The organism is Leptolyngbya boryana PCC 6306 (genome assembly GCF_000353285.1).
GTDB classification, from domain to species: domain Bacteria; phylum Cyanobacteriota; class Cyanobacteriia; order Leptolyngbyales; family Leptolyngbyaceae; genus Leptolyngbya; species Leptolyngbya boryana.
In genome coordinates this window covers 233,705-259,975 of sequence record NZ_KB731324.1, presented here as the reverse complement: position 1 = coordinate 259,975, position 26,271 = coordinate 233,705, and the positions used below count along the sequence as shown (strand labels likewise).

Genomic DNA, 26,271 nt, shown 5'->3' with positions numbered 1-26,271 from the left:
CAATGAGAACGATTCTTTACTTTTTAGCAGGCATGATTTCAGCCTTAATCGGATGGAATCTGGGACAGTTGATTCTCTACGATCTCAATTGGCTCCAGCCCTTTCCGATGCTCGTCCTATTTCCCTGTGTCGCGGCTTCTCTCGCTGTGGGACTGGTGATCAACGAAATTTTTCTGAGCAATCCTACCCGCTTAACTGTTAACTTTAAGATCGCCCGTAAACCGCTTCTGATTGCAGCCGGGCTAGGACTCGGCAGTGGATTCACGATCGGGGCAATTCTCACCCTGATTGTGTGGTTTTCTCCTGCCATTCCGACCTGGCTCTTGAGAGTTTCAAGTTGGCTCGTCATCGGCGCAGTGGTCGGATTCGCCGAAGGACTAACATGGCGCTGGCGGAGTCAAGAAGCAGGAGACTCTAGACGATTTCAACAGCGGCTCATGAGTAGTATTGCACTCGGAACCCTGGCTAGCTTAGTTGCGGCAGTCATTTTTGAGCTACTCTGGCAATTCTCTCGATCTGAAATGATGAAATTTCGCAGGATCGAAGATCCGATCGGATTTACGCTGCTCGGAGCTTTGCTCGGCTTAGCCCTAAGCATTGCCACCTCTCCAAGCTACATGGCAGCACTTCGGGCGGGAACTGGCTTCGAGTTTACTGGACCAAACTATGATCCCGATCCCCAACCCTACGCCAGCTATCCTCGAATTAATCACGATCTCTTAAAGTTTGTGAGCGAGGAACCCGAAGAAAAGCAAATCGAAGAAGGCTTATCGATTCAGCTCCCCCCTCGCGGCAAATTTCTGATTGGATCCGGATCGGGCGCAAATATTCAAATTCCTCATCTGCCTCCCCATGTTGCCAATCTGAATGTAGAGCCTCGATCGGTCAAGCTTATCCCCAACAACACCTGCTACGACACGATTTCAATTGATGGAGAACGTTTAGACTCGCGCAGAACTATCACACTCAGACACAATACGATCCTAGCTTTTTATTCTCAAGATGATAAAAAATGCTTTCGCTTCGTCTACTACAACCGTTTCCTTGATCCATTGGCTTAGTCGATCGCTCTTTTTGCTCACTTGTTTTAGCACGCCTGCGATCGCTCAAGTCAAACAGGTCGAAATCATGGGCAAACAAATTGTCGATGATCGAGTCATTTTGCGCGTCCAAGCAAGAGATGCTAGACAAGACCCCATTACCTCACTCAAGCGAGACAACTTCCAGCTAGAAGTCAATGATCAACCACTCTCGCCCGAGAACTGGTCGTTCAGCCGTCCTGATGAGGCGAGTCCACCCCCACTCCGAATGATTGTGCTCCTAGACTTTAGCGGGAGTATGAAGGAGCCTGATGGAAATGGAACCAAAAAATTTGAACGCGCGATCACAGGAATTCGAGGACTGATCCAGAAACTTGCCGATCGCGATACAAACCAAACCAAAGTCAATCTGGTTCTATTCGGAAAACCTAGTACAGGAGATCAAGACAAGTGCAGTCCAGACATCAAGCCAAAGCTTTTTTATGATGACAATCCGAACGCAGCGAAACTACTGAGCAACGATCGATTTTATTCACCCAGTGACCCCCGTCTAAAAGAAGCCCTTGAGATGTATGCAAAGAGTTCTCCCTGTGCAGCCACTAATCTTTACAGTTCGATCACAGCAGCAGTCAAGGCATTACGGCAAACTCAACCGAGCGGATTCAACCAAGAACTCCCCCAACTCGCAATCATCCTGCTCTCCGATGGCTACGACAATCAAAGCCCCAACGAGAGACAAGCCTTTGAAGCACTCAGTACGTTACTTCAAGACAAGCCAAAAGTTTGGCTACATGCTCTGGGATATGGTGAATCTCCGCAAGACGTGGGTAGAGGGTGCGGACTGAATCAAGCTGCCACACGCGAGAACGTAAGAGGCAAAATCGCATGTGAGGGAAGATTTATGGATCAAGAGCGATTGGAGCAAATTGCAGATGCAACAGGCGGAATTCATACTTTCTCAGCCGCAGGAGATGAAATTGTACGAGAACTAGAAACTCGATTTCTCAATGCATTACGCGGTCAATACGAACTGAAATATGAAAATCCTAATCCTGAGCGAGGAACTCGACACAGCGTGAAAGTTAGCGCCAACCAAGTGTCCTCTCAGCCTGAGTCCTATACCATGACACTGTTCGGACGCGAAGTAAAGTGGCAAACTCGATTGCCAACTGTTATTCTAGCAGGAGCTTTATTTCTGCTAGCGATCGTGCCCTTTAGTCTCTGGGCGCGATCGCTGCAATCGCAAAAAAAGTATTAAGCTCTTTCTCATCTCATCCGATTCGCAGAGATGATAGCAAGTAACCGCCTTGAACTTCGTCACGCACTATGGAATGGTTAAGTACATCCTCACGCTCAAATCCGAAGCTCAAACCGATCAGGAGTGCCAATACACCCTTGATTTGCAGCCGCATGACGAAGACCATCCAGAACGCTACTTCACTCCAGAAGTCCGAGAGACGATTCGGCGAGAACTTCAACGACGTAGCCTCTGCCGCATCAACGCTTCCAACCTCAACCAAATCATCAAGACCTGGATCGAAGATATCCGACAAGGCTACCGAGACAGCACCATTAAAATCAACCTCGCCCCGACCGACATCATCGACCTAGACCAGCTACAAGACTCCGGCAATCAAGCTCCTCCCGCGATCGTTCCTCCTGACCTCAGCGCGATCGAACCCCAGAGCGGTGCATTTCCCCCTCTCAGCTTCCTCTAGCAACTTAACAAAATGCTAAACATTGCGATCACTCCCCACCGCGAATTTCTCCCCGCCGACTCGGACGAGCAAAAACTATTCTTAATGCTCAAACTCCGCCCCACCAAACAAGTTGCAAATACTCGTCCACCAACCAACATCGCATTTGTGATTGATACAAGCGGTTCGATGTATAGCGTTGTCGCAGGTGAGCCTCAACCTACTGACCAGGTTGTCCAGATGGACGGACAGCAGTGGCGCGTCGCAACAGGCGGCAAAACCAAGATTGACATTGTGATCGAATCGCTACGATCGCTGCTGCATTCTGGCAAGTTAGATGCCAACGATCGCATTTCCATCATTCAGTTTGATGATCAAGCCACAACGCTGATCAGTGCTACACCCGCAACCGAAGTCGCTGCAATTGACGCTGCAATTTTGCGTCTGAAAAGCTTCTCTGGCGGCACTCGCATGGGGCTAGGCTTAAAACAAGCCCTCCACGCCCTGGATGATCACAGCATGGCAAGTCGGCGGGCATTAGTCTTCACAGATGGTCAAACCGTTGATGAAGACCTGTGCGATGAATTAGCAAAACAGTTCTCGATCGCCAATATTCCGATGATAGCACTGGGAGTGGGTGAATTTAACGAAGATCTGCTGAATCGATTGAGCGATGTGACGGGAGGCAAGCCCTTTCATGTTGTGCCCGGTACGGCAACGGGAACTGCGGTCTCGATCCTCGATTTTCCTAACACGATCGTGAGTGAAATCGGCTTAGTCCAGCAGGAAGTGATCACGAACCTAGCCTTGACTGTAAAAACAGTAAAAGGGGTCGCACTGACGCGAGTGCTGCGTGCCTATCCTTCACAAGCAGAGTTCTCGCTTGATCAAGACCCACATAGCATCGGGAACGTCCTGGCTCACGATGAAACCGTTTTTATCTTAGAATTTACGATCGCAAGCCGCACCGCATCCCGAATTCGCATCGCACAATTAGGACTAACCTATGATGTGCCCGGAGAGAACCGACGCGGCGAACTTGATCTCCAAAACGTAGTCGTGCAATTTGTCGCAGGACAAGAACTCGCCGTCCAGGTAGATCAAGAAGTCATGGGCTATGTGCAGCAATGTAACATCGCACAGGTAATCACAGAAGCAACGCGCATTGCGGAACAAGACCCCCATCGTGCAGAAGAATTACTAGAATCAGCGCGACGCATGACAAAGCGGCTCGGCAACACAGAGATGACCGACTCCCTCACCTCTGCTCAGGACGAGCTACGAAAAACACGCCGGATCTCATCCGCCACTCGCAAAACCATCAAAATGGGATCAAAAAGTAAGACCGTCAAAATGGGTCAAGACATCAACGATGAACTCTCTGAAGCAGAGATTCGCCAAGCATCTGGGACATAACGATCGCAACTTATTTCAATATTCAAGCCTTTAGCTGAGGAGCACAAACTATGATGAGTCCTTGTCCAGCCTGTGGTTACGACGAAAACCCTGACAGAACCGAATTCTGCGTTGCCTGTGGGTATGACCTCACTCAGATCAGTCCTGATTCGTCTCCCAGTCCGCCCCCAATCCCACAGCCGCTTCCAATTCCCCTGCCAACGCCTACAACTCCCGCTCTGCCCACTGCGGCAACAGCGCGACTGATTCCAAAAACAGTCAATGCACCTGTCGCAGAGTTTGTGATCGACTCGGTAAACACTGTGATCGGTAAGTTTGATCCAGTGACGGGTCCCGTAGACATTGATCTGGAAGGATTCAAAGAAGACGAATTCATTTCGCGCAATCATGCCGAAATTTACCGTGAAGGCGATCAGTGGAAAATCAAAGACCTCGGTTCTGAGAATGGCATCTTTTTGCGACGAGTGGGCGAGAGTCGATTTAGCGCCAGGATTGACTATCCTCAAGTTCTCAGTCCGGGTGATGAGATTGCGATCGCGAAACTCCGCTTTCTGTTTCAAAGTCCCTAAAGAGTTGCAGCGCTATGAACACACTTACTGATGCGCTGTGCATTCAGCCCACTGCCCGGTTTGAAATCGAAGCATTTCAGGTGCAGGTAGAAGCTTACTTAGCACACGCGGCGGATGTTTACTACTTTAGAGTTGGGATTCAAGAAACCGTTGAGAGTGATGTTAAGCAGGGCTTATTGCGAGTCGGGTCAATTAATGGCAACTTGGCGCGAGAACTTCAACTTCGTCAAGTGATTGAAACCAATAAGCTGATCTCGGAGCTAGCTGCATCTGAGATGAAACCTGCTGTTTTGATCTCAACAGCAGAACCGATTCCCACCGTTGAAGCCCCTCCAGAAATCGAGCCAGCACCTTCCGAAACGATATCCTGCTCGATCTGCGGCTTTGAGAATCCCAAAGAAAGCTTACAGTGCAGTGCTTGTGGCTTTGAATTTCAGTCGAGTGTTGAATCGATCGATCATCCGCCTGAACCCGATTCAACCGCCATTCACATTGCAGATCACTCTGAATCGACTGACCGAGAAGACTCTACTGCAAGTCACTCACACCCGTTTGATCCCGTCGATGAATCGGGATATCTACTCGATGACGCGATCGTCGAAGCAGCATCAGAACACCCTGAACCCAAGCTACTTCTGCTCAGCTATCTGCCAGAAGATGCCGAAACGCTGGAAGAATGGCTCGATCGCGACGTTTCTTTGGAAGAGGCGCTCCTGGTTGCAACTCAGGTCTGCCAACTGTTTCTCAATACACAGCAAGTGCAGTGGAGCTTTATTCAAATTCTGCCAAAGTTTATCTACCTGCGTGCTCCGATTCAGTTTCACGACTTGACAGGCGCTTATCCTACAGGTGAGCAGTTACAGTCAGGCTTATCCGGCAAGTATTGTCCACCAGAAGCTGCATTTAGCACATCTCCTGTCGATGAGACGATGAGTAGCTATGGGGTAGCAAGTCTTCTGTACCAAGCCATTCACAAACAGTCTCCAACCTCGACTCACAATGCGCCCTTAGCAATTAAGCCTATCCCGTCGATCTATCAAATTTTGCGGCTGTGTCTCTCTGATGCGGAGGATCGTCTGCCCCTATGTCGATTGCGAGATGCGCTCGTCGAAACTCGCAAACGCTACGGCAATGTTAAACGAACCGAATGGGAAATTGCGAGTCAGACGACGGTCGGTCTTTCTGTGCATCGATTACAGAACGAAGACCACTATGGGATTAAACATCTCGATCGCTTTGATAGTAGCGTCATTGCACTCGCTGCGATCGCAGATGGCATGGGCGGGATGAATCAAGGCAAAGTCGCAAGCCAGATTGCCATTACGACCCTGCTAGAGTCTGCTATGCCCCAGTCGAAACAGATGTCAGAATGGGCGAAATGGTTAGAATCTGCTGTCCAGCAAGCAAACGAGCAGGTATCGAGTCAAGTGCAAGGAGGCGGAACAACATTGAGCGTAGCACTCGCCGTCGATCGAAATCTCTACATTGCTCATATTGGGGACAGTCGGATTTTTTTGATCCGCAATCAGATCCTTTGTCAACTGAGCGAAGATCATTCTGTGACAGCAAGTCGTCTAGCAAATGGGCAAATCAGCTACGAAGACAGCCTGGACGATCCAGATCGCAATCAACTGACTCGATCGCTTGGAGATCGTCGGATGCTCAGTGAGGGTTATATTCACACATTGTCGCGCTATGGTGATCTCACCTTATCGATACAAGAGGGAGACATTCTGCTGTTGTGTTCAGATGGAGTCTGGGACGAATTAAATGCTGAAAATCCGGCTGAAAATTCACTCGCCTGTCAGATGATTGAATTCTTTCAGCCAGACCGCAGCTTACGAGAAGCCGTTCACCAAACGATCGAAGCAGTCCTAAAAGCAGGCGCTCATGATAACGCGACCCTTCTAGCACTCCGATGCCATTTTTCTGAACAGTCATAAATTATGTCGATCCAATCATTATGTCGATCCAATGCTCAGTTTGCTTTCATGAGAACCTAGACAGCGCGATCGCATGTGCGCTCTGTGGCAATCCGCTAGTCGATTCCACCACTCAACGAACGACTGCACTAATTCATCTGCCACCCGGAATGACATTAAAGCAGGGAACCTATCGCATTGACAGCACTCTGGGAACGGGGGGATTCGGCATTACCTATCGGGGATTTGACCTCAGACAGCAACGCCCGATCGCAATTAAAGAAAACTTTCCCGATCGCGAAGTCAGTCGCCAAGGAAGGACGGTGCTATGGGCAGTGAGCCGCAAGCAGCAGCGTGAAATGATTGATGGATTTCTTCGAGAAGCACAGCGGCTCTCAAGATGTCAGCACCCGAATATTGTAGAGGTCTATGACTGGTTTGAGGAAAACAATACGGCTTACATTGTGATGGCACTGGTATCGGGCAGGTCGCTTCAGGAGATTTGGGAAGCAGAAGGGATCTTGTCAGAAGCACGAGTAAAACGCTACTTTATTCAAGTTTCAGAAGCATTAGGAGTGGTGCATCAGCATGACTTACTACATCGTGACATCAAGCCAGCCAACATTCTCATCAACGATCAAGACCAAGCAATCTTGATCGATTTTGGTACAGCACGCGAGTTTACACAGGGCAAAACTTCCCACATGACGCGCTATCTCAGCGGAGCATATGCGCCACCAGAGCAGTATACCGTCCGTGCAAAACGCAATCCCAGCACAGATATCTATGCGTTGTGTGCTTCGATGTATGAGTTGCTGACCGGAGAACTGCCGCTAGAAGCGCCTGAACGATTGCTATCTGATCGCTTAAAGCCTCCTCGTCAGATTGTGTCTGGAATTAGCGACCTGATGGAGCGGGTGATTTTGACCGGAATGCGGATTGATGCGAATGATCGATTTCAAAGCACGACTGAACTGATTCAGGCACTTCAAACAGGTAAATTCACGTCCCCAAGCCTCGTGCGATCGCGTCGCCTAGTCGAGCAAGCTCACCTGCAAGAAGCAGCGCAATCTTATCAAAAATATCTAGCAGATACGCCCAACGATGCTATAGCTTTAACTGAGCTCGCGATCGTGTTGCTCCATCTTGGACAGGATGCGACCTGTCAAACGATCGCCGAACAAGCCCTACAACTGACTCAAACCGATGGACGGCTTTATGGCATTCTCGGTCTACTGCACTGTCGATCTGCTCGATGGCGTGAGGCAGTAGAACTTTTACAGCAAGGAGTTGATCTTGCTCCTCAACAAGCCTGGATTGCTGCTAATCTCGCCTGGGCTTTAGGCAAATCGGGTCAGTGGCAGTCTGCTCAAAGCGCGATCGACCATTCTCTCGCACTGGAGCAACAGTCCGTGTTTGCTTTAGGAGTCAAGGCTTGGATTGCTGCCCATCAGAAAAATTGGAGAATCGTGATTCCCTCAGCCCGTCTGGCAATCACGCAGTCAAAGCAATCTCAAGGTGCTCAGCACCACCAAATCTGGATCTATCCTTGCTTGCTGATGGCACTTGATGCTGTCACGAATCCTCAATCCCCAGATCTAGAGCTTGCGCTGCAAGAAGCGATCGCGATAGATAGTGGCTTTGCCTGGGGTTTTAGAGCCTGGAAGCAAGCTCAGAAAGCACAATGGAAACTGGCTCTCAACGATTTTAGCCAAGCCGTACAAAAGTCGCAGAAGTCAGATTGGATGAGTTGGAATCTTGGAGTTGTACAAGAAAAGCTCGATCAAACACAGGCTGCGATTGGAACATACCAGACCTTACCTCAGAGTGCTGATGCCTGTTTGCGATTAGGCATCTTGTTCGCTCAGCAGTCACAATGGTCGATCGCGCAATCTTATCTAGAACAAGCGATCCAACTTCAACCCAGTCTTGCCTCTGCACATCACAATCTCGCCTGGGTGCTGTCGAACCTCAGTCAGCAAGGTAGTTTAAAAGACGAACGAGAAGTGCGATCGTGCTATTCTCTTGCGGTTCAACTCTACTTAGAGCAAGGCAATCTGGCAATGGCAAATCAGATCCAAGATGCTTTTCGAGCGATCGGGATGGATCTGTAGCAGCAAATCTGAAGATCTGAGCGAATTGGCAAATCAAGCGCTTAGCTTTGCTTAAGAAAAAATAAAGTCCGAGTCAGAACTCACGATCGTCGGTCACTATTGTAGTGAGTTTAACAGTAAGCTTTGAGACTCAGTGATTGCTTTTTTTCATAGATTGCGAATGGCTCTCCTGCTCGAATCGCTCCTACCAAAATTCAAAGATGACAAGAGGCAGCACGAGCGAAGTATTCTGCAAATAAGATGAGGAGATTGAGTATGATTAACTGCCCTGTGTGCGATGCATCAGTATCCGAACAGGATGACGTGTGTTCCGAGTGTGGGACTACCCTAACGCCAGCCAAACCGCTTGATCCCCCACAGGCTGATTCTCCTGTGCTAGAAACACCCATTACTGATCCGCCCGATGCGGAAGTCGAAGCAACCGACGCGACTCCAGCAGAAGAGCCGACTCCAACCGTTCCCAGTTCTACAGATATTGATCCTGCTCCGCAACCTGCTCCTGTTACAAATGGGTCTGCTCGAATTGTGTTTAGAAGCAATGGAGTCGCGACATCAGAAGCCTTTCCTATCCATGGCAATCAAGTTGTGATTGGACGCTTTGATCCAGAAAGCGGACCAGTAGACATCGACCTGGGACGACTTCCTGCCTCAGCCATTGATCACATTTCGCGCAACCATGCAGAGATTACAAAAGATCCAATGGGACGATGGTTACTCAAAGACCTGGCAACCAAAAACGGTACTTTCTTGCGCTCAGTCGGGCAAGCCAAGTGGGAGCGCGTCGCAAGTGAACAAGCAAGCCCGATTCAGAACGGAGACGAGATTGCATTTGGCAATGTCCAATTTGAATTTCATGTGGATTAATCCGCAGCGAGGTGAACAATGTCTGAACCAACCTTCTCGGATGAATCGATCGTCGGACAACATAACACCATCCTGAAATCCTCCGAAGACCATCAGCAGTCGGATCAGACTCCTGATGCAGCACTGGCAGAAACTCCTCCAACTCACGCTGATCCCGAAAGTTCTAGCGCGTCTCCGTCTGAACTCGATCGAACTGAGCCAATCGAGGAGCCACTGCTTTGCGATCCGCCTGAACCACCCGATCAAGTCAGTGCAGAACACACCTCTGAAGCAGAACCTGCTCAAGATGACCTTGATCCCCAACTGCCAGAGCCATCTGAGATAGATGAGGAAGTCCAGTCTCCGACTGTTGAGCAAGAAGCCGATCGCGCTGAGGAACCCCGTGAAGAAAGTTCAGCAGAAAGTTCAGCAGAGCCTTTACTATTAGAAGAACTGAGCGAACCCCTGTCAGAAATTCCTGCCCCGCCTCTGCTCGATCGAGGCACTGAGATTATCTCCCCCGAAGGCGCGACATTCCGCATCAGAACCCAACTCAGAAGCGATTCTCAAATCAATCTTTATCAAGCAATCTGGATCGCCCCGCAAAAGGAAGTTTGGCTGAGAGAAGCTCTGAGTGGAACAGAAGCGGCTGAGCGATTGCAGCATGAAGCAACCGTTCTACAAGACTTGAATCATCAGATGTTTCCTCAAGTCTTTAGCCTCTTTGATCAAGATGGAAAAACCATTCTGATCAGCGAAGCAATCAATACAGAAACCACACTCGCTGACTGGCTTGAGCGCGATCGCGTTCCTCTGCCACAACTGCTGTCTACCCTTGCTCAGCTTGCCTTTGGTCTGACGCATCTGCACACAAAAGGATGGGTTCACCTGGGGTTGCGCCCGACCCAAATTGCGATCGGCAAACCCATCAAAATCTTTGAATTCTCCTACGCCGTGCGCCTCGGACAAACAACTGCTCATCCCTTCTTGCATGTGGGCTATTCATCCCCAGATTTGCGTCCTGAGCTGCCTGTCGATGCCCGTGAAGATGTCTACTCAGTCGGTGCAATCCTCTATGCCGCACTCACGGGACAGAATCTTTCAGAAATGGGACTAGAACACAGCCGACTCCCTGAAATTCCTGGAGGGCTACAACTTCTCAGGCGTTGCCTAGGCAGCCGCGACTCCCGTCTCAAGACGATGGAAGAACTGCATCAACATCTCTTAAGACTCAAGCGACGAATCGCACCAACGATTAGCTATTCGATCGCTGCTGCCACAACCATTGGTTTAGAAGCAACGCGAACAACCAATCAGGATGCTTATGGTTATCTAAACGGACAGTTTTTATGCGAAGCAGAGGAGCAAGTTTGGTCGATCGCTTGTATTGCAGATGGCATGGGCGGTATGGCTGCTGGAGAAGTTGCAAGCGAAGTTGCTGTCAAAGCAGTGCTTGCAGAAGCAGCACTGCACTTTGCCACGCTCCAAAGCGGACCTGACCCAACGAGCACCGTTAAAACCTGGGTTCAAAAAGCAAATCAGCAAGTGTGCCAGACTCTAAAGCAACGGCACGAGCGCGGCGGTTGCACAATGCTCTGTGTCTGTTTGATCAATCGGCGATTTACGATCGCGCATGTCGGCGATTGTCGGCTGTATCGTATCCGGGGTAAGGACGTAATCCGCCTGACTCAAGATCATTCTCTGGCAATGGTGCATGTGCTCCAACAGCAGATTTCTTTAGAAGAACTCCGGCAGCATCCCGATCGCAGTAAAGTCACGCGATCACTGGGAGAACGCAGTCCTTTGCCCGAGTACTACATCGATACGCTACAACCCATGACGACCCAAACCACAATCGAGCTACAGACCGAGGATGTGCTGCTCCTGTGTAGCGATGGCTTGTGGGAACCTCTCTTGGAACAAGACATGGCTGAAGTGATCGCAGCAGCCGGATTTGACTTACAACATGCTGCTAACGAACTGATCAATCTCACCCTCCAGCGAGGTGCGCCAGACAATGCGACCGTGCTGCTGGTTCGCCTAAACGAAACTGCCATCCTCAAGGAAGAATAGCCATGCTCAATCTCTTGTTCAAGCCTCACCGTGCCAGTCTCAAAGCAAACGCGATCGAGCCACAAAAAGTATTCGTGATGCTCAAGCTGATTCCTCAAGCTGAAGTCGCACAATCTCGACCACCGCTAGCATTAGCCTTGGTCATCGATACGAGTAGCTCAATGTTGGAGTTTGCCGATCAGCAGCAAGCCCAAGTCGAAATTCAGCAGCGTGGACTCAGAGGAACCCCCCGCCCCACTGCTGATGGGGGACTACAGGGATATGACTTAGCATTGCCGACCAAATTAGATCGAGCGATCGAAGCCGCAACCCTGCTGATCGATGATTCAAGGCTCGCTCCAGAGGATCGCGTTACGATCGTGCATTTTGACGATCGCGCAGAAACGCTCCTGCCTTTGACCCCGCTGACGGATAAAAAACCTGTACATCAAGCCGTAACCTCCCTGAAAAAGTATTCTGGCGGCACACTGATGGGTCAAGGACTCGAAAAAGTACATCAGCAACTCGCAGACCTCCCTGCCGACATTGCCAAGCGAGTGCTCTTACTCACCGATGGACAGACCTTTGACGAACCAGATTGTGAAGCGATCGCGCCGCGATTCGGCAAAACAAATACGCCCCTGATCACGATTGGAATTGGCAATGAGTATAACCAAGACTTGCTGATGGACTTGTCTCAGGTGAGCCAGGGACGACACTATCACTTACAGCAAATGACCGAACTGCAAGGGATTTTAGACGAAGAAGTGGGATCCTCAGTGCGTGAGGTCGTGACCGATTTGCAAGCGACGATCGCAACCGTAAAAGGCGTACAGCTAGACAGTGTGACTCGCATCTATCCCAGCTTATCCGAGGCAACTTACACTGACTCGCGCTATCGACTGGGGAATGTGACAGCAGGCGATTTTACGGTGTTTATTTTAGAATTTACGGTTTCTGGAATTGAGCGTCCTCCGAGTCGAGTGCGAATTGCACAGGTCGGCTTAACCGGATCTGCACCGGGTCTGAGCAAGCGAGAAGAGTTTCCAGTCCAAAACTTGTTCGTCGATTTCACACTAGATGAAGCCGCGATCGCAACCGTTGATTCAGAAGTTTTGGGCTTTGTGCAGCAGAAAAATCTCGATCGCATGGTGCAAGAAGCAGTAAGGCTTTCCACAGTAGATGTTGCTAGAGCACAGCAGACGCTACAAGTTGCAGTGGGAATGACTAAGCGAGTCGGCAATGCCGCAGTGACCAAAATGTTAGAAAATGCACTAGAAGAATTGAATCAAACTGGACAGATTTCCGTCGGCACAGCCAAGACTGTCCGAGCGGGGGGACGCACCAAAACGATCAAGCCAGGATCAGATTCCTCCCTAGATGGTGTGCCTTCAGAAGAAGAAATTCGTCGTTTAACGGGTGCTTAGGAGAACTGCCCTTGATGCAATCCCATTTGATTGACTCTAGCTTGAGGCTCCGATGATGCTGTGTTCTGCCTGCGGATTTAACAATCAAACGGGCGTAATGCAGTGTGGTCAATGTAGGGCGGCACTGGAACCCTTGATCACTGATGTTTTGTCGCCGGGTTCGCGTCTGGCGAGAGGTGCTTACACGGTTGGAAAAGTTCTGGGTCAGGGCGGCTTTGGGATTACCTATCTGGGCAGTGATACGCGCTTGGTTCGCCCTGTTGCCATCAAGGAATTCTTTCCAGAAAACTGTCGCAGGCAAGGAACAACGGTTGTTTCGGTAGGAAGCTGGACTTCTGAAACCTATGCTGATGCTAAGCAAAAATTTTTACTAGAAGGGCAGACCCTCGCTAAATTTAATCATCCCAGCATTGTACGAGTCTTCTATGCTTTTGAAGAAAACAATACGGTCTATATTGTGATGGAGTACCTGCGCGGCAAAACCCTAGCAGAGCGGGTAACCGAAGCAGGTGGCAGGTTGGATGAGACAGAGGCGTTAACCTATGTGCGGGAAGTGGGCGAAGCATTACAGGTCATTCACCGCGCTAACTTTCTGCATCGCGATATCAAACCTGAAAATATCATGCTGACTCAGGATCAGCGAACGGTTCTAATCGATTTCGGGACAGCTAGAGAGTATGTTTCGGATAGAACTCAAACCCATTCGGTCACCTTTACACCAGGATATGCTCCATTAGAACAATATGCACAGCGATCGCAAAAAACACCCTCCACAGATATCTATGCCCTAGCCGCAACGCTGTACTTCCTTTTAACGGGAGAAACGCCAGTCGCTGCGACTGATCGCGCCGTTGGAGTAGAGTTGCGAACCGTGCAGCAGTTAAACCCAGCCGTTCGATCGACGGTATCTGCCGCGATCGAACAAGCAATGGCAATTCAAGTGACTCAAAGACCGCAGTCTGTAGAAGCCTTTCTTCGTCAATTCGCGGTTGCTCAGCCTGCTCAAGTGCGAGAAACTTGGATGTGTACTGCGACCCTAACGGGACATGCTGCTGGCTCAACTTGGCTCGCTGGAATCCGCAATGTGGCGCTCAGTCCAGATGGAACGACGATCGCGAGTGCCAGTGAAGACAAAACGATCAAACTGTGGAATTTAATGACTCAGACGGAAATCTGCACTCTGAGTGGACATCAAAATTGGGTTCGAGCAGTCGTGTTTAGTCCTGATGGCTCGGTCTTGATCAGCGGGAGTGATGACAGAACCATTAGAGTCTGGAATTGGCGAACTGGACAAATACTCCAAACCTTCACTGAACATCAGGGATCGATAGCAACGCTTGCCGTCATGATGAATGGAAATAGCACAGTTCTTGCCAGTGGAAGCGATGATAAGACTGTTAAGCTCTGGGAGATTGAAGCAGGGCAAGAAAGCTTGATCACCTTCTCAGGACACCCAAATTTTGTTCAGTCTGTTGCTTTCAGCCCCGATGGACACCTGCTTGTGAGCGCTGACTTTGATGGCAAAATCAAAATCTGGTCGCTCAGTCAACGCTGCGAGATTTTCCATCTGGACGATACTTTCTACGGAATCAGAACGATCGCGATCAGTCCCAGTGGACAAACGCTAGTCACGGCTGGGCGAGACGGCAAGATCAAGCTGCGTAATTTTCCTACAGGTGAGTCGCGTCAGACGTTGACCGCGCAGCCTGGCTCTTTTTTAGGCGGTGGCATCGAATCGGTTGCGATTAGTCCAGACGAACGCCTGATTGCTAGTGCAAGTGATGACGAAAAAAATATTAAACTCTGGAACTTGGTGACTGGAGAATGTATTCAAACCCTGATCGGGCATCTCAAGGGTGTAACCAGTGTGGTGTTCAGTCCTGATGGTCAGACTTTGATCAGTGGGAGCTACGACAAGACGATCAAGCTTTGGCAGTGCACACAGAAATAGGGGGCTGATCGGGATGCAGTGTCCAGTTTGCAATACCCAAAATTCAGAAGATGCAGTCCAATGTCCTGTCTGTGCTTTTGTGCTGAGATCAGCGATTCCTCATACCCTCTCAGTCGGCACTCAGCTTAATCGGAGCAGTTTTTCAGTCGGTCGAGTCTTGGGGCGCGGAGGCTTTGGGATTACCTATCTCGGGAGTGACATAAAGCAGCGCAAACCGATCGCAGTGAAGGAATTTTTTCCTCCGGGATGCTTGCGTCAGGGTAAGACAGTACAGCCTTCAGGTGGATTGACCGAATCAGACTATCAACTCTCCAAGGCGAAAGCGCTAGAAGAAGCTCGCCTGCTTAGAAAATTTCGCCATCCTGGCATTGTTCGGATTTATGCTGCATTTGAGGAGAACAACACGGTCTATATCGTGATGGAATTTCTCAAGGGGAAAACGTTACAGAAGCTCTTAGAAGAACAAGGCGCACTTTCTGAGCGACAAGCGATCGACTATATTGCTAAAGTTGGGGATGCACTCAAGACGGTGCATGATGCGGGGTTACTCCATCGCGATATCAAACCTGAAAACATCATCATCACAGAAGACGATCGGGCGGTGTTGATTGATTTCGGTTCAGCTCGTGCCTTTGTCGCTGGAAAAACGAGTCGCATGACGGCACTTCTGACTCCAGGCTATGCCCCCCTAGAACAGTACGGTCGAAATGCTAAGTTTGACAAATACACAGACATCTATGCTTTGGGAGCTACAATCTATCATCTCTTAACGGGAGAACTGCCCCTACAAGCACCCGAACGCATTCTTGGGGCTGTACTTCCTTCTCCCCAGACGCTCCAACCTCATCTCAGTCGTGCAATGAGTAAAGCGATCGAATGGGCGTTAGCGATTCAAGTCGATCAGCGTCCTCAATCCGTTGAGCAATTCTTACAGGCATTGCAGATCGCACTGCCGAAACCAAATCTCATGGTCGTTGCACCGACTGGAGCCAAGTATCAGACGATTCAAGAAGCAATCCGTCATGCTCCTCCGAATGCCACGATTCTAGTACGACCCGGACGGTATCGTGAAAGCCTGACGATCAATAAACCCCTAGAAATTGTAGGCGATAGCTCTAACCCGAATGAGATTATTGTCGAAAGCGATCAATCCCACTGCCTACAACTGCAAGCCCAACAAGCAACGGTTCGCAACTTAACGCTACGCTCCACTTCGGTTGATTCTGAAACTTCGCGCTCTGCGGTCTATCTCACACAAGGACAACTCACCCTGACAGATTGCCACATCACTTCTCGCTCAGGCGATTGCATTGTGATTCGAGGAGCACAAGCAAATCCGATTCTAAAACGCTGTCGTATCTATGAGGGCAATCAGTTAGGAATCTGGGTGAGCGATGCGGGACGAGGCACGATCGAAGACTGCGAAATTTTCGGTCATACCTATGCAGGAGTCCTGATCGAACAATCTGGGAACATCACGCTACGTCGCTGCAAAATTTACAATAATCAGTCTCATGGAATTTTTTCACGAGAGCAAGGGCGAGGCACGATCGAGGATTGCGATATCTTTAACAATGCCTGGGCAGGGGTTCAGATTGAATCAGGCGGTCATCCTTTGGTCAAGCAATGTCAGATTCATCATGGGCAGTCGAACAATGTCGTCGTGGCTGAGAAAGGGGAAGGGGTACTAGAGGACTGCGCAATTTTTGCAGCAGGGGAGAAGTATCCGAATGTGGTGATTAGCGTGTCGGGTAATCCCGTGCTTCGTCGCTGTCGGATCTATGATGGGCAGTCTGATGGAGTTTGGTTGAAAAATCACGCGCAGGGCAAGCTAGAAGGCTGTGACATCTTCAACAATGCTGGTTCAGGAATTCACATTGAGCAAGACAGTCATCCGACCATTCGCAACTGTCGAATTCATGACGGGCAAAGGAACAATGTGACGGTTTCGCAGAGCGGTAAAGGCTTGCTTCAAGACTGTGATATTTTTGGTAGCCCAGCACAGTATCCAAGCATCGCGATTTATGAGCAAGGAGATCCGACGCTGCAACGCTGCAAAATTCACGATGGAGAATCTCATGGCATTTGGCTGAAAGACCAGGGACAGGGCACGATCGAAGACTGTGAAATTTATAACCATGCGAAGTCTGAAATTTGCATCGAACAAGCCAGCAATCCAAAAATTCAACGCTGTAAGATCTATCAAGGGCGAGGGATTGGGATTTGGGTCGATGAGCAGGGGCAAGGGGAAATCGAGGCATGTGATATTTTTGGCAATGCTCAGGCAGGGATCTATATTCAGCGATCGAGCACGCCTCAGATTCGCAACTGTCAAATTCATGACGGGCAGATGAATGCAGTCTGCGTGTTTGATCAGGGGCAGGGACTCCTAGAGGATTGCGATCTTTTTGGCAGTCCAGATCAGTATCCCAACCTGATTATTGCCACTCAAGGAAACCCGATCCTACGTCGCTGCAAGATTCACGATGGCGGATCGAATGGGGTTTGGGTAAGAGAACAGGGTGCAGGACTTTTAGAGCACTGTCAAATTTTTAGTAACCAAGGTGCTGGAGTCGAGATTTGTCAGCAAAGCAATCCGACGCTAAAACACTGCCAGATTTCGCATGGAAAGTTCGTTGGGGTGCATGTGATGGACAATGGGCAAGGGCACTTTACCGATTGTGAGATTTCGAGTAATTTGAACTCAGGTGTCTTAATTGATACGGGCGGTAATCCCTTAATCCAGCGTGCCCAGATCAGTTGGAATGGCTTTATCGGGGTACAGATCCTAGCTCAGGGAGCAGGCACGATCGAAGACTGCACGCTCACTCACAACGTCTATGGAGCAAGAACCGTCGAATCTGGCTCCAAAGCCCAAATTCAAAGAAATCAGGAGTGATAGCTTCTATGGTCTTTTCTTGCCCAATTTGCAGGACAGCGAATCTTGAAGCCGCAGTGGTCTGTGTGGCTTGCGGGATGGCGCTGAGTCAGAGTACGGCAGTGGTTCCGTCACTCTTAGTTGGCACACAACTGCAAGGCGGCAACTTTTCGATCGGCAAGGTACTCGGACAGGGTGGATTTGGCATTACTTACCTGGGGAGTCATCAGCAACTGCGAAAACCTGTCGCCATCAAAGAGTTTTTTCCACAAGGCTGTGCGCGTCAGGGCAAAACCGTTCAGCCTTCAGGATCAATCACACCAATGGACTATCACAGCTACAAGGTCAAGTCTTTAGAAGAAGCCCAAATTCTAGCTCGATTTCAATCACCCGAAATTGTTCAGGTATACACAGTCTTCGAGGAGAACAATACCGTTTACACTGTGATGCAGTTTCTCCGAGGTAAAACGCTCCAACAGCGGCTAGACGAGAATGCTGTAATCCTGGAGCAGCAAGCACTAGCTTATGTCGAGCAAATTGGTCAAGCATTAGCGATCGTGCATCAAGCAAATCTACTGCATCGAGACATCAAGCCCGAAAATATCATGATTACAGAAGATAATCGGGCGGTGCTGATCGATTTTGGGTCAGCACGAGCGTTTCTTGCAGACAAAACAAAACGCATGACTGCAATGTTAACGCCGGGATATGCTCCACTAGAGCAGTACAGTCAAGAAGCAAAGTTTGGTCAATTTACTGATATCTATGCCCTGGGTGCGACGCTCTATCACCTGCTGACTGGAAAAGTTCCAACTCAAGCTACCGATCGTGTATTGGGCAGTGTGTTGCAGTCTCCTCAAGAGCTCAATGCAGCGATCACACCTGTTGTAAGTGATGCGGTCATGGCAGCGCTAGCGATTCGAGTGGAGCAGCGTCCCCAGTCGATTCAAGAGTTCCTCAATGCATTGCAGGGATTGAATCGAGCAAAGTCTACGATCGTTGTCTGCAACTCCGGTCAGGGCGATTATCAGACTATCGATGCTGCGATCGCGAATGCAAGAGCGGGCGATCGTATTTTGATCCGACCTGGGTGCTATCTGAGCACAATTGTGATTACTAAGCCTCTGGAAATCATTGGCGATGGGGAAAACGTTGTGATTGAAACAGCACAAGCAAACTGTATTTTGATGCAAACGACTTATGCAAGCGTTCGTAGATTGATTTTGAAAGGGAAAGCAACCGAGAAGAAACAATTTACAGTGCAGATTCCTCAAGGCAAACTGGTGATGGAGGATTGCCAGATTACGTCAGAGTCGCTTGCATGTGTGTCTGTACAAGGTGCAACCACAAAAGCCGTGCTGCGGAACTGTCGCATCTATGATGGGCAATCAGGAGGCGTGCTGTTTTGGGAGAGTGCCCAAGGGCTTTTAGAAGACTGTGAGATTGTCAATCATTTGGGCGTTGGAATTGAGATTCAACAAGCGGCTGATCCGATCATTCGTAACTGCAAAATTCAGGAGGGTCAAGCAGGTGGCGTTTTAGTGTGCGATCGCGGCAAAGGAACATTAGAAAACTGCACAATTTCTGGCAATCGTCTCGCAGGAGTAGAAATTCGCACGGGTGGAGATCCGACAATTCAGAACTGCCGGATTCAACAGGGGAAAGCAAGTGGAGTCTTAGTATGCGGAGGTCATGGAACTTTAAAGAACTGCGACATCTCGAACAATTTTTATCAAGGAATTGCAGTCTATCAAGGTGGAAATCCGACTGCGCAGCAGTGCGAACTCCGCAATAATTTTCAGAGTGGAATCTGGGTCTATGAACAGGGAACTGGACTGTTCGATCGCTGCACAATTTCTCGGAACCGACAGGCGGGAATTCAGATTCAGGACAAGAGTCAGCCCGTGATTCGACGCTGTACGATTTCTGAAAATTTAGCGAGTGGAATCTACGTGACTCAGGGGGGCAAGGGCGAGATTGAGAAGTGTGATATTTTCGGTAATGTTTTAGCGGGCATTTCGATTCGTGCTCAGAGCGAACCGCAAGTGCGAAACTGCAAAATTCACGATGGGCAGCAAGGCGGCATTTTTGTCTATGAAGAAGGGCAGGGAACGATCGAAGATTGCAGCATTTATGCGAATGCGAGTGCTGGAGTTGAGATTGTGGAAGCGAGTGATCCGATTTTGCAACGCTGCAAGATCTACCAGGGACAAAAAGGCGGTGTGTTTGTCTGGAATCGCGGCAGTGGAACTTTGATCGCTTGTGATATTTTTGCGAATTCCTATGCGGGTGTAGAAATCCATTCAGAAGGCGATCCGACGCTGCAAAATTGTCAAATCTATGATGGGAAAGCTTCTGGGGTGTTGATTTGGAATCGTGGACTTGGCAAAGTAGAATCCTGCACTATTTTTAACAATGCTCAGACTGGAATCAAAACCGCAGGCAGTAACTCAACGATTCAAAGATGCAGCATCAACTCGAATGGAGACTATGCAGTTTGGGTCAGCGATCGCGGGAGAGGAAGAATCGAGAATTGCAATTTGGCAGGAAACGCAGCAGGCGCTCTGCAGATTGAAAGTGGATGTCAAGTGTATCAGAGTAACAATCAGGAGGTGAGTTGAGTATGTTTGAGCGATTTACAGAAAAATCAATTAAATGCATCATGCTGGCTCAAGAAGAATCTCGTCGTCTAGGGCACAACTTTGTCGGGACTGAGCAGATTCTTTTAGGATTGATTGGAGAAGGCACAGGGGTTGCTGCTAAGAGTTTGAAATCACACGGCGTAAATCTCAAAGATGCACGAATTGAAGTTGAAAAGATCATTGGTCGAGGCTCTGGACATGTCGCGACAGAGATTCCCTTCACGCCACGTGCTAAGAAAGTTTTGGAACTCTCACTAGAAGAAGCTCGTAACCTGGAGCACAACTACATTGGGACAGAACATTTACTGTTAGGCTTGGTTCGAGAAGGTGAAGGGGTTGCTGCTAGAGTGTTGGAGAATTTAGGGGTCAATCTTAATAAGATTAGATTTCTGGCTCTAGGCATGATAGGGGAGGTAGCTGAAGAAGCGAGTTCGATCGATGCTGAGATTGAGATGGCTCGTGATCCAGCTGAATTGAAGCTGAAATTAGATCAAGTCCTCAAAGATAAACTAGCAGCCATTAGCACTCAAAATTTTGATGCAGCAAAACTATCACATCGAAGAGAACTCCGAATTCAAGATCGACTAGAGGAACTGTTTCAACTGCCGTCTGTTTCTCGTGAACTGGGTCAAGTCCTCGAAGCTAAAGATGCAGCCGTTCGAGATAAAAACTTCGATCGAGCAGGTGAACTTCGCGATCGCGAACTGGAAATCAAGGGGGAAATCAAAGCGATCGTCCAGGCTCGGCAAGAGGCTAATCCAGCTTCACCTACTTCAAACAAGACAAAAGATCTGACGAACTCAACTCAACTGAAAGAACAGTCTACTTAACAGACTACCGTATACACACGAATGAATTGATCGGCGATCGCGCTAGGGGTGAACCCCACTGAAACGAAGCGAGAAAAACACTAAAACAATATTACAGAACGCTGCATTGCTGTTTTATTTGCTACAAAGAACATAAACAAATTCAGGTAACTCATATGGCGACGATTCAGTTTGCGATCGAAGGACAAGATGCAGTTCTCGCCGCACAAGAGCTAGTCTCACTTGATGGAATTCAGGGAAGCTGGACAACAGACGACACTGCCAGAAAAGAAGGCACGATCGCAGTGATTGCCAGCGTCATCGCGATCGTCGGAGGCACAGTCGCGATCGCTGAGCAAATTCGTAAATGGTACAAAGAATACAAGCAAGGAAAATCAGGAACCACGATCGACAAAGTTGTGATTGTCTGTGGAAGTCAGCGACTTCTGTTAGAAAACGCATCCGCTGAGCAGATTCAAAAAGTTCTGGAAAGTTGCTTGAACCAATAACATGCACACCCTATACATTGAGCTTCGCCCCTCCGGTGAGCAAACTATCGAACTCCGCTACTACAACGCCGATTCGCATCAGATTTACGAGACTCAACGGCTCAGACTCTCCGACATCCAAACGCTGATCGACCAGAGCGAACAAGATTTCTATGTTTCAGTCTTGCCCGATCCGGTTCAGATTGGTAAAAAGCTCTTTGCATGGTTAGACGGCGCAAGTAGACATCTCACTGGCAGCATTGACAACTGTCAGGAAGATGGACTCATCCTCGCCATTGATAGCGGTGCGCGACTGTCTCATTTACCCTGGGAAGTCCTGCACAATGGTCAGCAATATCTCATCGATCGCGTCCGTCCCAAAATCGTACCCGTACGCTGGACACGGCAGAAAATTAAAGCTCGATCGCCTCAAACACGACCTTTGCAAGTGATGTTTATGGCAACTTCGCCAGAACCTCCCCTGGAACCCATCCTACAATTTGAACGCGAAGAAGCCCTAATTCTTGAAAACACGAAAGGAATTCCGCTCGATCTCAGAGTAGAAGAAAGCGGCTGCATTGGAGAACTCAAAAGACTCTGGCTGCTATTCCCAGAACATCACTTTGATGTATTTCACCTCACAGGACATGCCTCAATTAAAAAGATCGACTCTCAGCAAACTGTTCCCTACTTCGTCACAGAAACCTTAGAAGGCAGACACTACGATGCTTCAGCCCGCGAAATTGCTGAAGCCCTGAGTCCTCGATTTCCTCAGTTAGTCTTTCTCTCAGGTTGCCGAACCGGACAAGCAGGCAACGAAGGTGCAGTACCTTCAATGGCACAGCAATTAATCGATCACGGAATTCGAGCCGTTCTGGGTTGGGGATACCCGATCGCGGATCTCAGTGCCACGACTGCTGCTGCACAACTTTATGCAGACCTAGCAGCAGGCAACGAACTCGCGCAAGCCCTGTCCAGTGCCTATCGCAAACTTCGTGAGGCGAATGTAGCAGACTGGTATTTTCTGCGCTTGTATGTGCTGGGAGAATGCCCAGGTGCAATGGTTGTCCCCAGTGGCAGAATGCAGTTCCACTATGATCCAAGAGAGATCGAGCTAGAAGATTGCTTTCTCAATCCAGACGACCCTGATAGTCCAGAAGTTGTTCCGAGTAAAGACTTTGTCGGACGACGACGATCGATCCAGCGATGTCTTCAGCATCTCCGCCTTGCACCTGGAATCCTGATTCACGGCATTGGTGGAGTGGGTAAAACCACCTTAGCAAAACGGTTACTAGAACGATTGCCAGATTATGACTTGATCTTTAATCGTCAAGACCTCACGCCCGATAAACTGCGTAAATCATTGCTCGATGAATGCACCACCTCCCAAGGGTTAGAAGCATTAAAAAATACTGCTCCGCTCAGAATTCAACTTATAAACTTCTTCAAATTTGAATCTCAGAAACCATTTCTGTTTGTCCTCGACGATTTTGAGAAAAACTTAGAACTCAATGCAATTGGCGAATATGTCCTAAAAAGAGAAGCCGTTGACGCGCTAGAGCCACTTCTCGAAGTCGTCAAAGACAGCGGTATTCATCGCGTTATTATTACTTCTCGCTACAACTTTAAGCTCGAAAAAAGATCGCTCAACGATCGCCTAAAGCGAGAACCCCTGACCGCATTTCGAGGAGCAGATTTACGCAAAAAGCTCGATCGCCTTGAAGCCTTCGATCGCACTTCTCAAAGTATCGATGCTCTACTCCAAGAGCAAGCGATCGCACTAGCAGATGGCAATCCTCGATTGTTAGAGTGGTTAGCAAAAGTCCTGACTACAGATTATGCCAATCCAGAAGGCATTCTCAACACACTCAGAACTAGAGCAGAAGAATACAAGCAAGAGATTTCCACAGAAGCTGAACGATCCCAATCCTCCCAACAACTCCGGCAACACATTCAAAGTCAGATCGAAGATAAAGTTGCCGCATTCCGAGTCAACATTTTGGCAGAGGAACTGCTCAAACAACAGCCTGAAGAGCTCCGGCAGATGTTATCTCTGGGGCTACTCTTCGATCTCCCCGTGCCTCGATCGGTCTTTACTTCTCTCTGTCGCGCGATCGAGAACTTAGATCAATATCTTCGTCGTGCCAGCGATTTAGGGCTGATAGAAGTATTCTCTGCCTCAGACTTGCTCCGAGTTCCACGACTGCTTGCTCCCTTTCTCAACTTTCCGACCCAACCTACACCGCTTTATCGCATTGCTGCTCAATTGCTGTACCAAACCTGGTGGCTCCAATCCCAGCCTTCCGAGGAGCAGCAAAGAGAAATTCATCGACTTGCCTGTTTAGGCGAAGAAAGCGCGATCGCAGTTAAAATCGCGATTGTTTTGACCGAGCAATGGTTACCGCTAGGTCGCTATGCTGAAACCAAAACCCTTTGCCAGCAGACCTTGAAGCTATCAAATGACTACCGCATTTTGCACAACTTAGCACAAGCAGAGCAGTACACTGGAGATCCCAATGCAGCCTTAGAACATTCACAACAAGCCCTCAAAGGCTGCCCATCTCACGACGGAGATCGCAAAGCTCTGATCATTGCACTGCTGGCTGCACTCCTCAGTTTCAAAGGACTCAAGGGACAAGCCGCTCCGCTCTATGAGCAACTCCAAACGGTTGCGGATGTCCAGGGCAAGGCAAAAGCTTTAGGAGAAGTCGCGCTGCTCAAGGCGACTCAGGGCGAATTTGACCTCGCTTATCAACTGGTTCAGAAAGCGCTAGAGATCGATGGACAATTTAACAATAGCGTTGGAATTGCACAAACGCTGCAAATTTGGGCAATGATCAAAACAGAAGAGGGACAATACAATGAATCATTTCGGCTTTATAATCAGGCAGCTGAGATTTGGAAAAGTCTAGGGAAGCTGCAAGAGCTATCTGCGACTTTACAGAGGATTGGAGGACTGCATTTACAGTTAAATCAATGGCAGGAAGCCAGTCAATTTTTAGAAGAAGCGATCGACATTTCTAAAAACATTGGTGAAGTTCAGAGTCAAATCGAGGCGCTGGCTTCTCTGGGCACGATCGGGATGACGCACGGCGAGTTGGACAATGCGCTAGATGCGTTGGAGCAAGCACAAGAACTGTGCGAACAGATTGGCAACAATCTATCAAAGCCCACAATTATGTACAGAATTGGCTGCATCCATGCGATGCGAGAAGACCTTGGTCAGGCAATTAGTGTCCTCGAACAAACCGTACAAGAAGCAGAGCGCACCGGAAATATTGGCACGCAGATTCAGACTTTACTGCTGCTGGGGCGACTGAAGCGAGAATTTCTCAAGTCATTCGTTGAGTACGGTTATCAAGAGGTGATGAACCATTTTGCAGAGGCGCAAGCCCTATGCGATCGCATTGAAAGTAAACAGATGAAGATCATTGTGATCGATCAACTCGCGGCACTGGTGCTGATGCACGAGACGAAAGTTTCAGAAGCTGAAGCGATCGCGCTGTATCAGCAGGCAGCCGATATTTCTGAGGATCTGGGCAATGTGCCGCTGAGAGCGGATGTTCTCTCTTCTTTGGGCTATCTTTTAGCAAAACAAGAAGCCCGCAAGGAACAGGGAGAATTTCAGGTCGCAACGCAACATTTACAGCAAGCTTTAGAGATTATGGAACAGTTAGATCCGATGGCGGTAGACTATCGGATTCAGCAGGAACACTATTTTACGCCAGATAATCTCGTCAGGATTTTAGAAGACGTGCGACTTTTATCGGGTCAAACCGCACAGGTTCACTCAGGATCGCTACCAGGACTCCAGGAGGCAGAACAAGTTTTCTCAAGTCAGCAAGAAACAGGGAAATATCAACTGTTAATTGAGGGGATTCATCTGATCGGTGCAAATTCCGTGTCTAACTGTTCAAGCTGTGGTTCGCCAATTAGCCAGGATCGTCCAGTCTGTGCCTATTGTGGCACCAAAAATTTGATTGTCCCCTCTACGCCAACTGTCGATGCTGTGATGCTTCAGATTCCGGTTGCCCGCATTGTTCTAAAGCGAGGGGGCGGACTCACGACCGAAGCTTTTACGATCAAAGGTCGAGCGGTCATTGGTCGATCGAGTCCTCAGTCTACTTCTGCTGTTGACATTGATCTGAGTAGGTTGCCAGAAGCGATCAACAATTGGTTAGACTATCATCACGCGGAGATTTGGCGTGATACTGTGGGAAAGTGGTGGATCAAGGATTTAGGTTCAAAAAATGGCACATTTATCTCTACTCACCCGCCGCAGTGGCTACCTGTTCGAGAGAAGCATATCATTCATCATGGGAGCCAAATCGCATTCGCCAATATTCCTTTTGAGTTTCAGATAGATAGGTGATTGAAATGCTATCCAAAATTCGGACAGGTAGCCAAGAGTAGTATCTTTGTT

General features: G+C 48.9%; 16 protein-coding genes. All 16 read left to right on the top strand.

Annotation, left to right across the window (positions count from 1 at the left end; all coding sequences use genetic code 11):
- Positions 1–2 precede the first annotated feature (2 nt).
- The 16 genes from LEPBO_RS0101215 (at position 3) to LEPBO_RS35745 (ending at position 26,220) form a co-directional block, all read left to right on the top strand.
- Positions 3–1,061, top strand: a complete 1,059-nt coding sequence (locus tag LEPBO_RS0101215; protein WP_017285702.1) for a hypothetical protein — start codon at positions 3–5, stop codon at positions 1,059–1,061.
- Positions 1,045–2,298, top strand: a complete 1,254-nt coding sequence (locus LEPBO_RS0101210; protein ID WP_017285701.1) for a VWA domain-containing protein — start codon at positions 1,045–1,047, stop codon at positions 2,296–2,298. The genes LEPBO_RS0101215 and LEPBO_RS0101210 overlap by 17 nt, the downstream gene beginning before the upstream one ends.
- A 73-nt stretch (positions 2,299–2,371) precedes the next feature.
- A complete protein-coding gene (locus LEPBO_RS0101205) occupies positions 2,372–2,758 on the top strand; it encodes a hypothetical protein (protein WP_017285700.1) in 387 nt (128 codons plus the stop codon).
- 12 nt (positions 2,759–2,770) lie between these two features.
- Positions 2,771–4,153 carry a vWA domain-containing protein gene (locus LEPBO_RS44265; RefSeq protein ID WP_017285699.1) on the top strand — a complete coding sequence of 461 codons (1,383 nt, stop codon included), beginning with the start codon at positions 2,771–2,773 and terminating at the stop codon, positions 4,151–4,153.
- Between the two features lie 50 nt (positions 4,154–4,203).
- Positions 4,204–4,722, top strand: coding sequence for an FHA domain-containing protein (locus LEPBO_RS0101195; protein ID WP_017285698.1), 519 nt, complete (start codon positions 4,204–4,206; stop codon positions 4,720–4,722).
- Between the two features lie 14 nt (positions 4,723–4,736).
- Positions 4,737–6,665 (top strand): PP2C family protein-serine/threonine phosphatase, encoded by a 1,929-nt coding sequence (locus tag LEPBO_RS0101190; RefSeq protein WP_017285697.1) that lies wholly within the window; start codon positions 4,737–4,739, stop codon positions 6,663–6,665.
- Positions 6,666–6,685: 20 nt separating this feature from the next.
- A complete protein-coding gene (locus LEPBO_RS0101185) occupies positions 6,686–8,758 on the top strand; it encodes a serine/threonine-protein kinase (RefSeq protein WP_017285696.1) in 2,073 nt (690 codons plus the stop codon).
- 255 nt (positions 8,759–9,013) lie between these two features.
- On the top strand, positions 9,014–9,622 hold the full coding sequence (locus tag LEPBO_RS39690) for an FHA domain-containing protein (RefSeq protein WP_017285695.1): 609 nt from the start codon (positions 9,014–9,016) through the stop codon (positions 9,620–9,622).
- An 18-nt stretch (positions 9,623–9,640) separates the two neighbouring features.
- Positions 9,641–11,674: a protein kinase domain-containing protein gene (locus tag LEPBO_RS0101175; protein ID WP_017285694.1), complete on the top strand. Its 2,034-nt coding sequence runs from the start codon at positions 9,641–9,643 to the stop codon at positions 11,672–11,674.
- A gap of 2 nt (positions 11,675–11,676) precedes the next feature.
- Positions 11,677–13,080, top strand: coding sequence for a vWA domain-containing protein (locus tag LEPBO_RS0101170; protein WP_017285693.1), 1,404 nt, complete (start codon positions 11,677–11,679; stop codon positions 13,078–13,080).
- Between the two features lie 52 nt (positions 13,081–13,132).
- Positions 13,133–15,031 (top strand): serine/threonine-protein kinase, encoded by a 1,899-nt coding sequence (locus tag LEPBO_RS0101165; protein ID WP_051077749.1) that lies wholly within the window; start codon positions 13,133–13,135, stop codon positions 15,029–15,031.
- A gap of 13 nt (positions 15,032–15,044) precedes the next feature.
- Positions 15,045–17,930, top strand: coding sequence for a right-handed parallel beta-helix repeat-containing protein (locus tag LEPBO_RS39685; protein ID WP_051077748.1), 2,886 nt, complete (start codon positions 15,045–15,047; stop codon positions 17,928–17,930).
- 8 nt (positions 17,931–17,938) lie between these two features.
- Positions 17,939–20,530 carry a right-handed parallel beta-helix repeat-containing protein gene (locus tag LEPBO_RS39680; protein WP_081614712.1) on the top strand — a complete coding sequence of 864 codons (2,592 nt, stop codon included), beginning with the start codon at positions 17,939–17,941 and terminating at the stop codon, positions 20,528–20,530.
- A 2-nt stretch (positions 20,531–20,532) separates the two neighbouring features.
- The gene (locus tag LEPBO_RS45570; protein ID WP_017285691.1) at positions 20,533–21,381 is read left to right on the top strand and encodes a Clp protease N-terminal domain-containing protein; all 849 of its coding nucleotides are present in this window, start codon (positions 20,533–20,535) and stop codon (positions 21,379–21,381) included.
- A 155-nt stretch (positions 21,382–21,536) separates the two neighbouring features.
- Positions 21,537–21,869: a hypothetical protein gene (locus LEPBO_RS0101145; protein ID WP_017285690.1), complete on the top strand. Its 333-nt coding sequence runs from the start codon at positions 21,537–21,539 to the stop codon at positions 21,867–21,869.
- Position 21,870: 1 nt separating this feature from the next.
- Positions 21,871–26,220 (top strand): tetratricopeptide repeat protein, encoded by a 4,350-nt coding sequence (locus LEPBO_RS35745; protein WP_017285689.1) that lies wholly within the window; start codon positions 21,871–21,873, stop codon positions 26,218–26,220.
- Positions 26,221–26,271 lie beyond the last annotated feature (51 nt).

What these genes read in the sequence shown, in the direction of transcription:
- LEPBO_RS44265 (WP_017285699.1), top strand. Translation starts at nt 2,771, where the DNA reads ATGCTAAACATTGCGATCACTCCCCACCGCGAATTTCTCCCCGCCGAC.
- LEPBO_RS0101205 (WP_017285700.1), top strand. Translation starts at nt 2,372, where the DNA reads ATGGTTAAGTACATCCTCACGCTCAAATCCGAAGCTCAAACCGATCAG.
- LEPBO_RS0101175 (WP_017285694.1), top strand. Translation starts at nt 9,641, where the DNA reads ATGTCTGAACCAACCTTCTCGGATGAATCGATCGTCGGACAACATAAC.
- LEPBO_RS45570 (WP_017285691.1), top strand. Translation starts at nt 20,533, where the DNA reads ATGTTTGAGCGATTTACAGAAAAATCAATTAAATGCATCATGCTGGCT.
- LEPBO_RS0101215 (WP_017285702.1), top strand. Translation starts at nt 3, where the DNA reads ATGAGAACGATTCTTTACTTTTTAGCAGGCATGATTTCAGCCTTAATC.
- LEPBO_RS0101190 (WP_017285697.1), top strand. Translation starts at nt 4,737, where the DNA reads ATGAACACACTTACTGATGCGCTGTGCATTCAGCCCACTGCCCGGTTT.
- LEPBO_RS39685 (WP_051077748.1), top strand. Translation starts at nt 15,045, where the DNA reads ATGCAGTGTCCAGTTTGCAATACCCAAAATTCAGAAGATGCAGTCCAA.
- LEPBO_RS39680 (WP_081614712.1), top strand. Translation starts at nt 17,939, where the DNA reads ATGGTCTTTTCTTGCCCAATTTGCAGGACAGCGAATCTTGAAGCCGCA.
- LEPBO_RS0101165 (WP_051077749.1), top strand. Translation starts at nt 13,133, where the DNA reads ATGATGCTGTGTTCTGCCTGCGGATTTAACAATCAAACGGGCGTAATG.
- LEPBO_RS0101170 (WP_017285693.1), top strand. Translation starts at nt 11,677, where the DNA reads ATGCTCAATCTCTTGTTCAAGCCTCACCGTGCCAGTCTCAAAGCAAAC.
- LEPBO_RS0101185 (WP_017285696.1), top strand. Translation starts at nt 6,686, where the DNA reads ATGTCGATCCAATGCTCAGTTTGCTTTCATGAGAACCTAGACAGCGCG.
- LEPBO_RS35745 (WP_017285689.1), top strand. Translation starts at nt 21,871, where the DNA reads ATGCACACCCTATACATTGAGCTTCGCCCCTCCGGTGAGCAAACTATC.
- LEPBO_RS0101145 (WP_017285690.1), top strand. Translation starts at nt 21,537, where the DNA reads ATGGCGACGATTCAGTTTGCGATCGAAGGACAAGATGCAGTTCTCGCC.
- LEPBO_RS39690 (WP_017285695.1), top strand. Translation starts at nt 9,014, where the DNA reads ATGATTAACTGCCCTGTGTGCGATGCATCAGTATCCGAACAGGATGAC.
- LEPBO_RS0101195 (WP_017285698.1), top strand. Translation starts at nt 4,204, where the DNA reads ATGATGAGTCCTTGTCCAGCCTGTGGTTACGACGAAAACCCTGACAGA.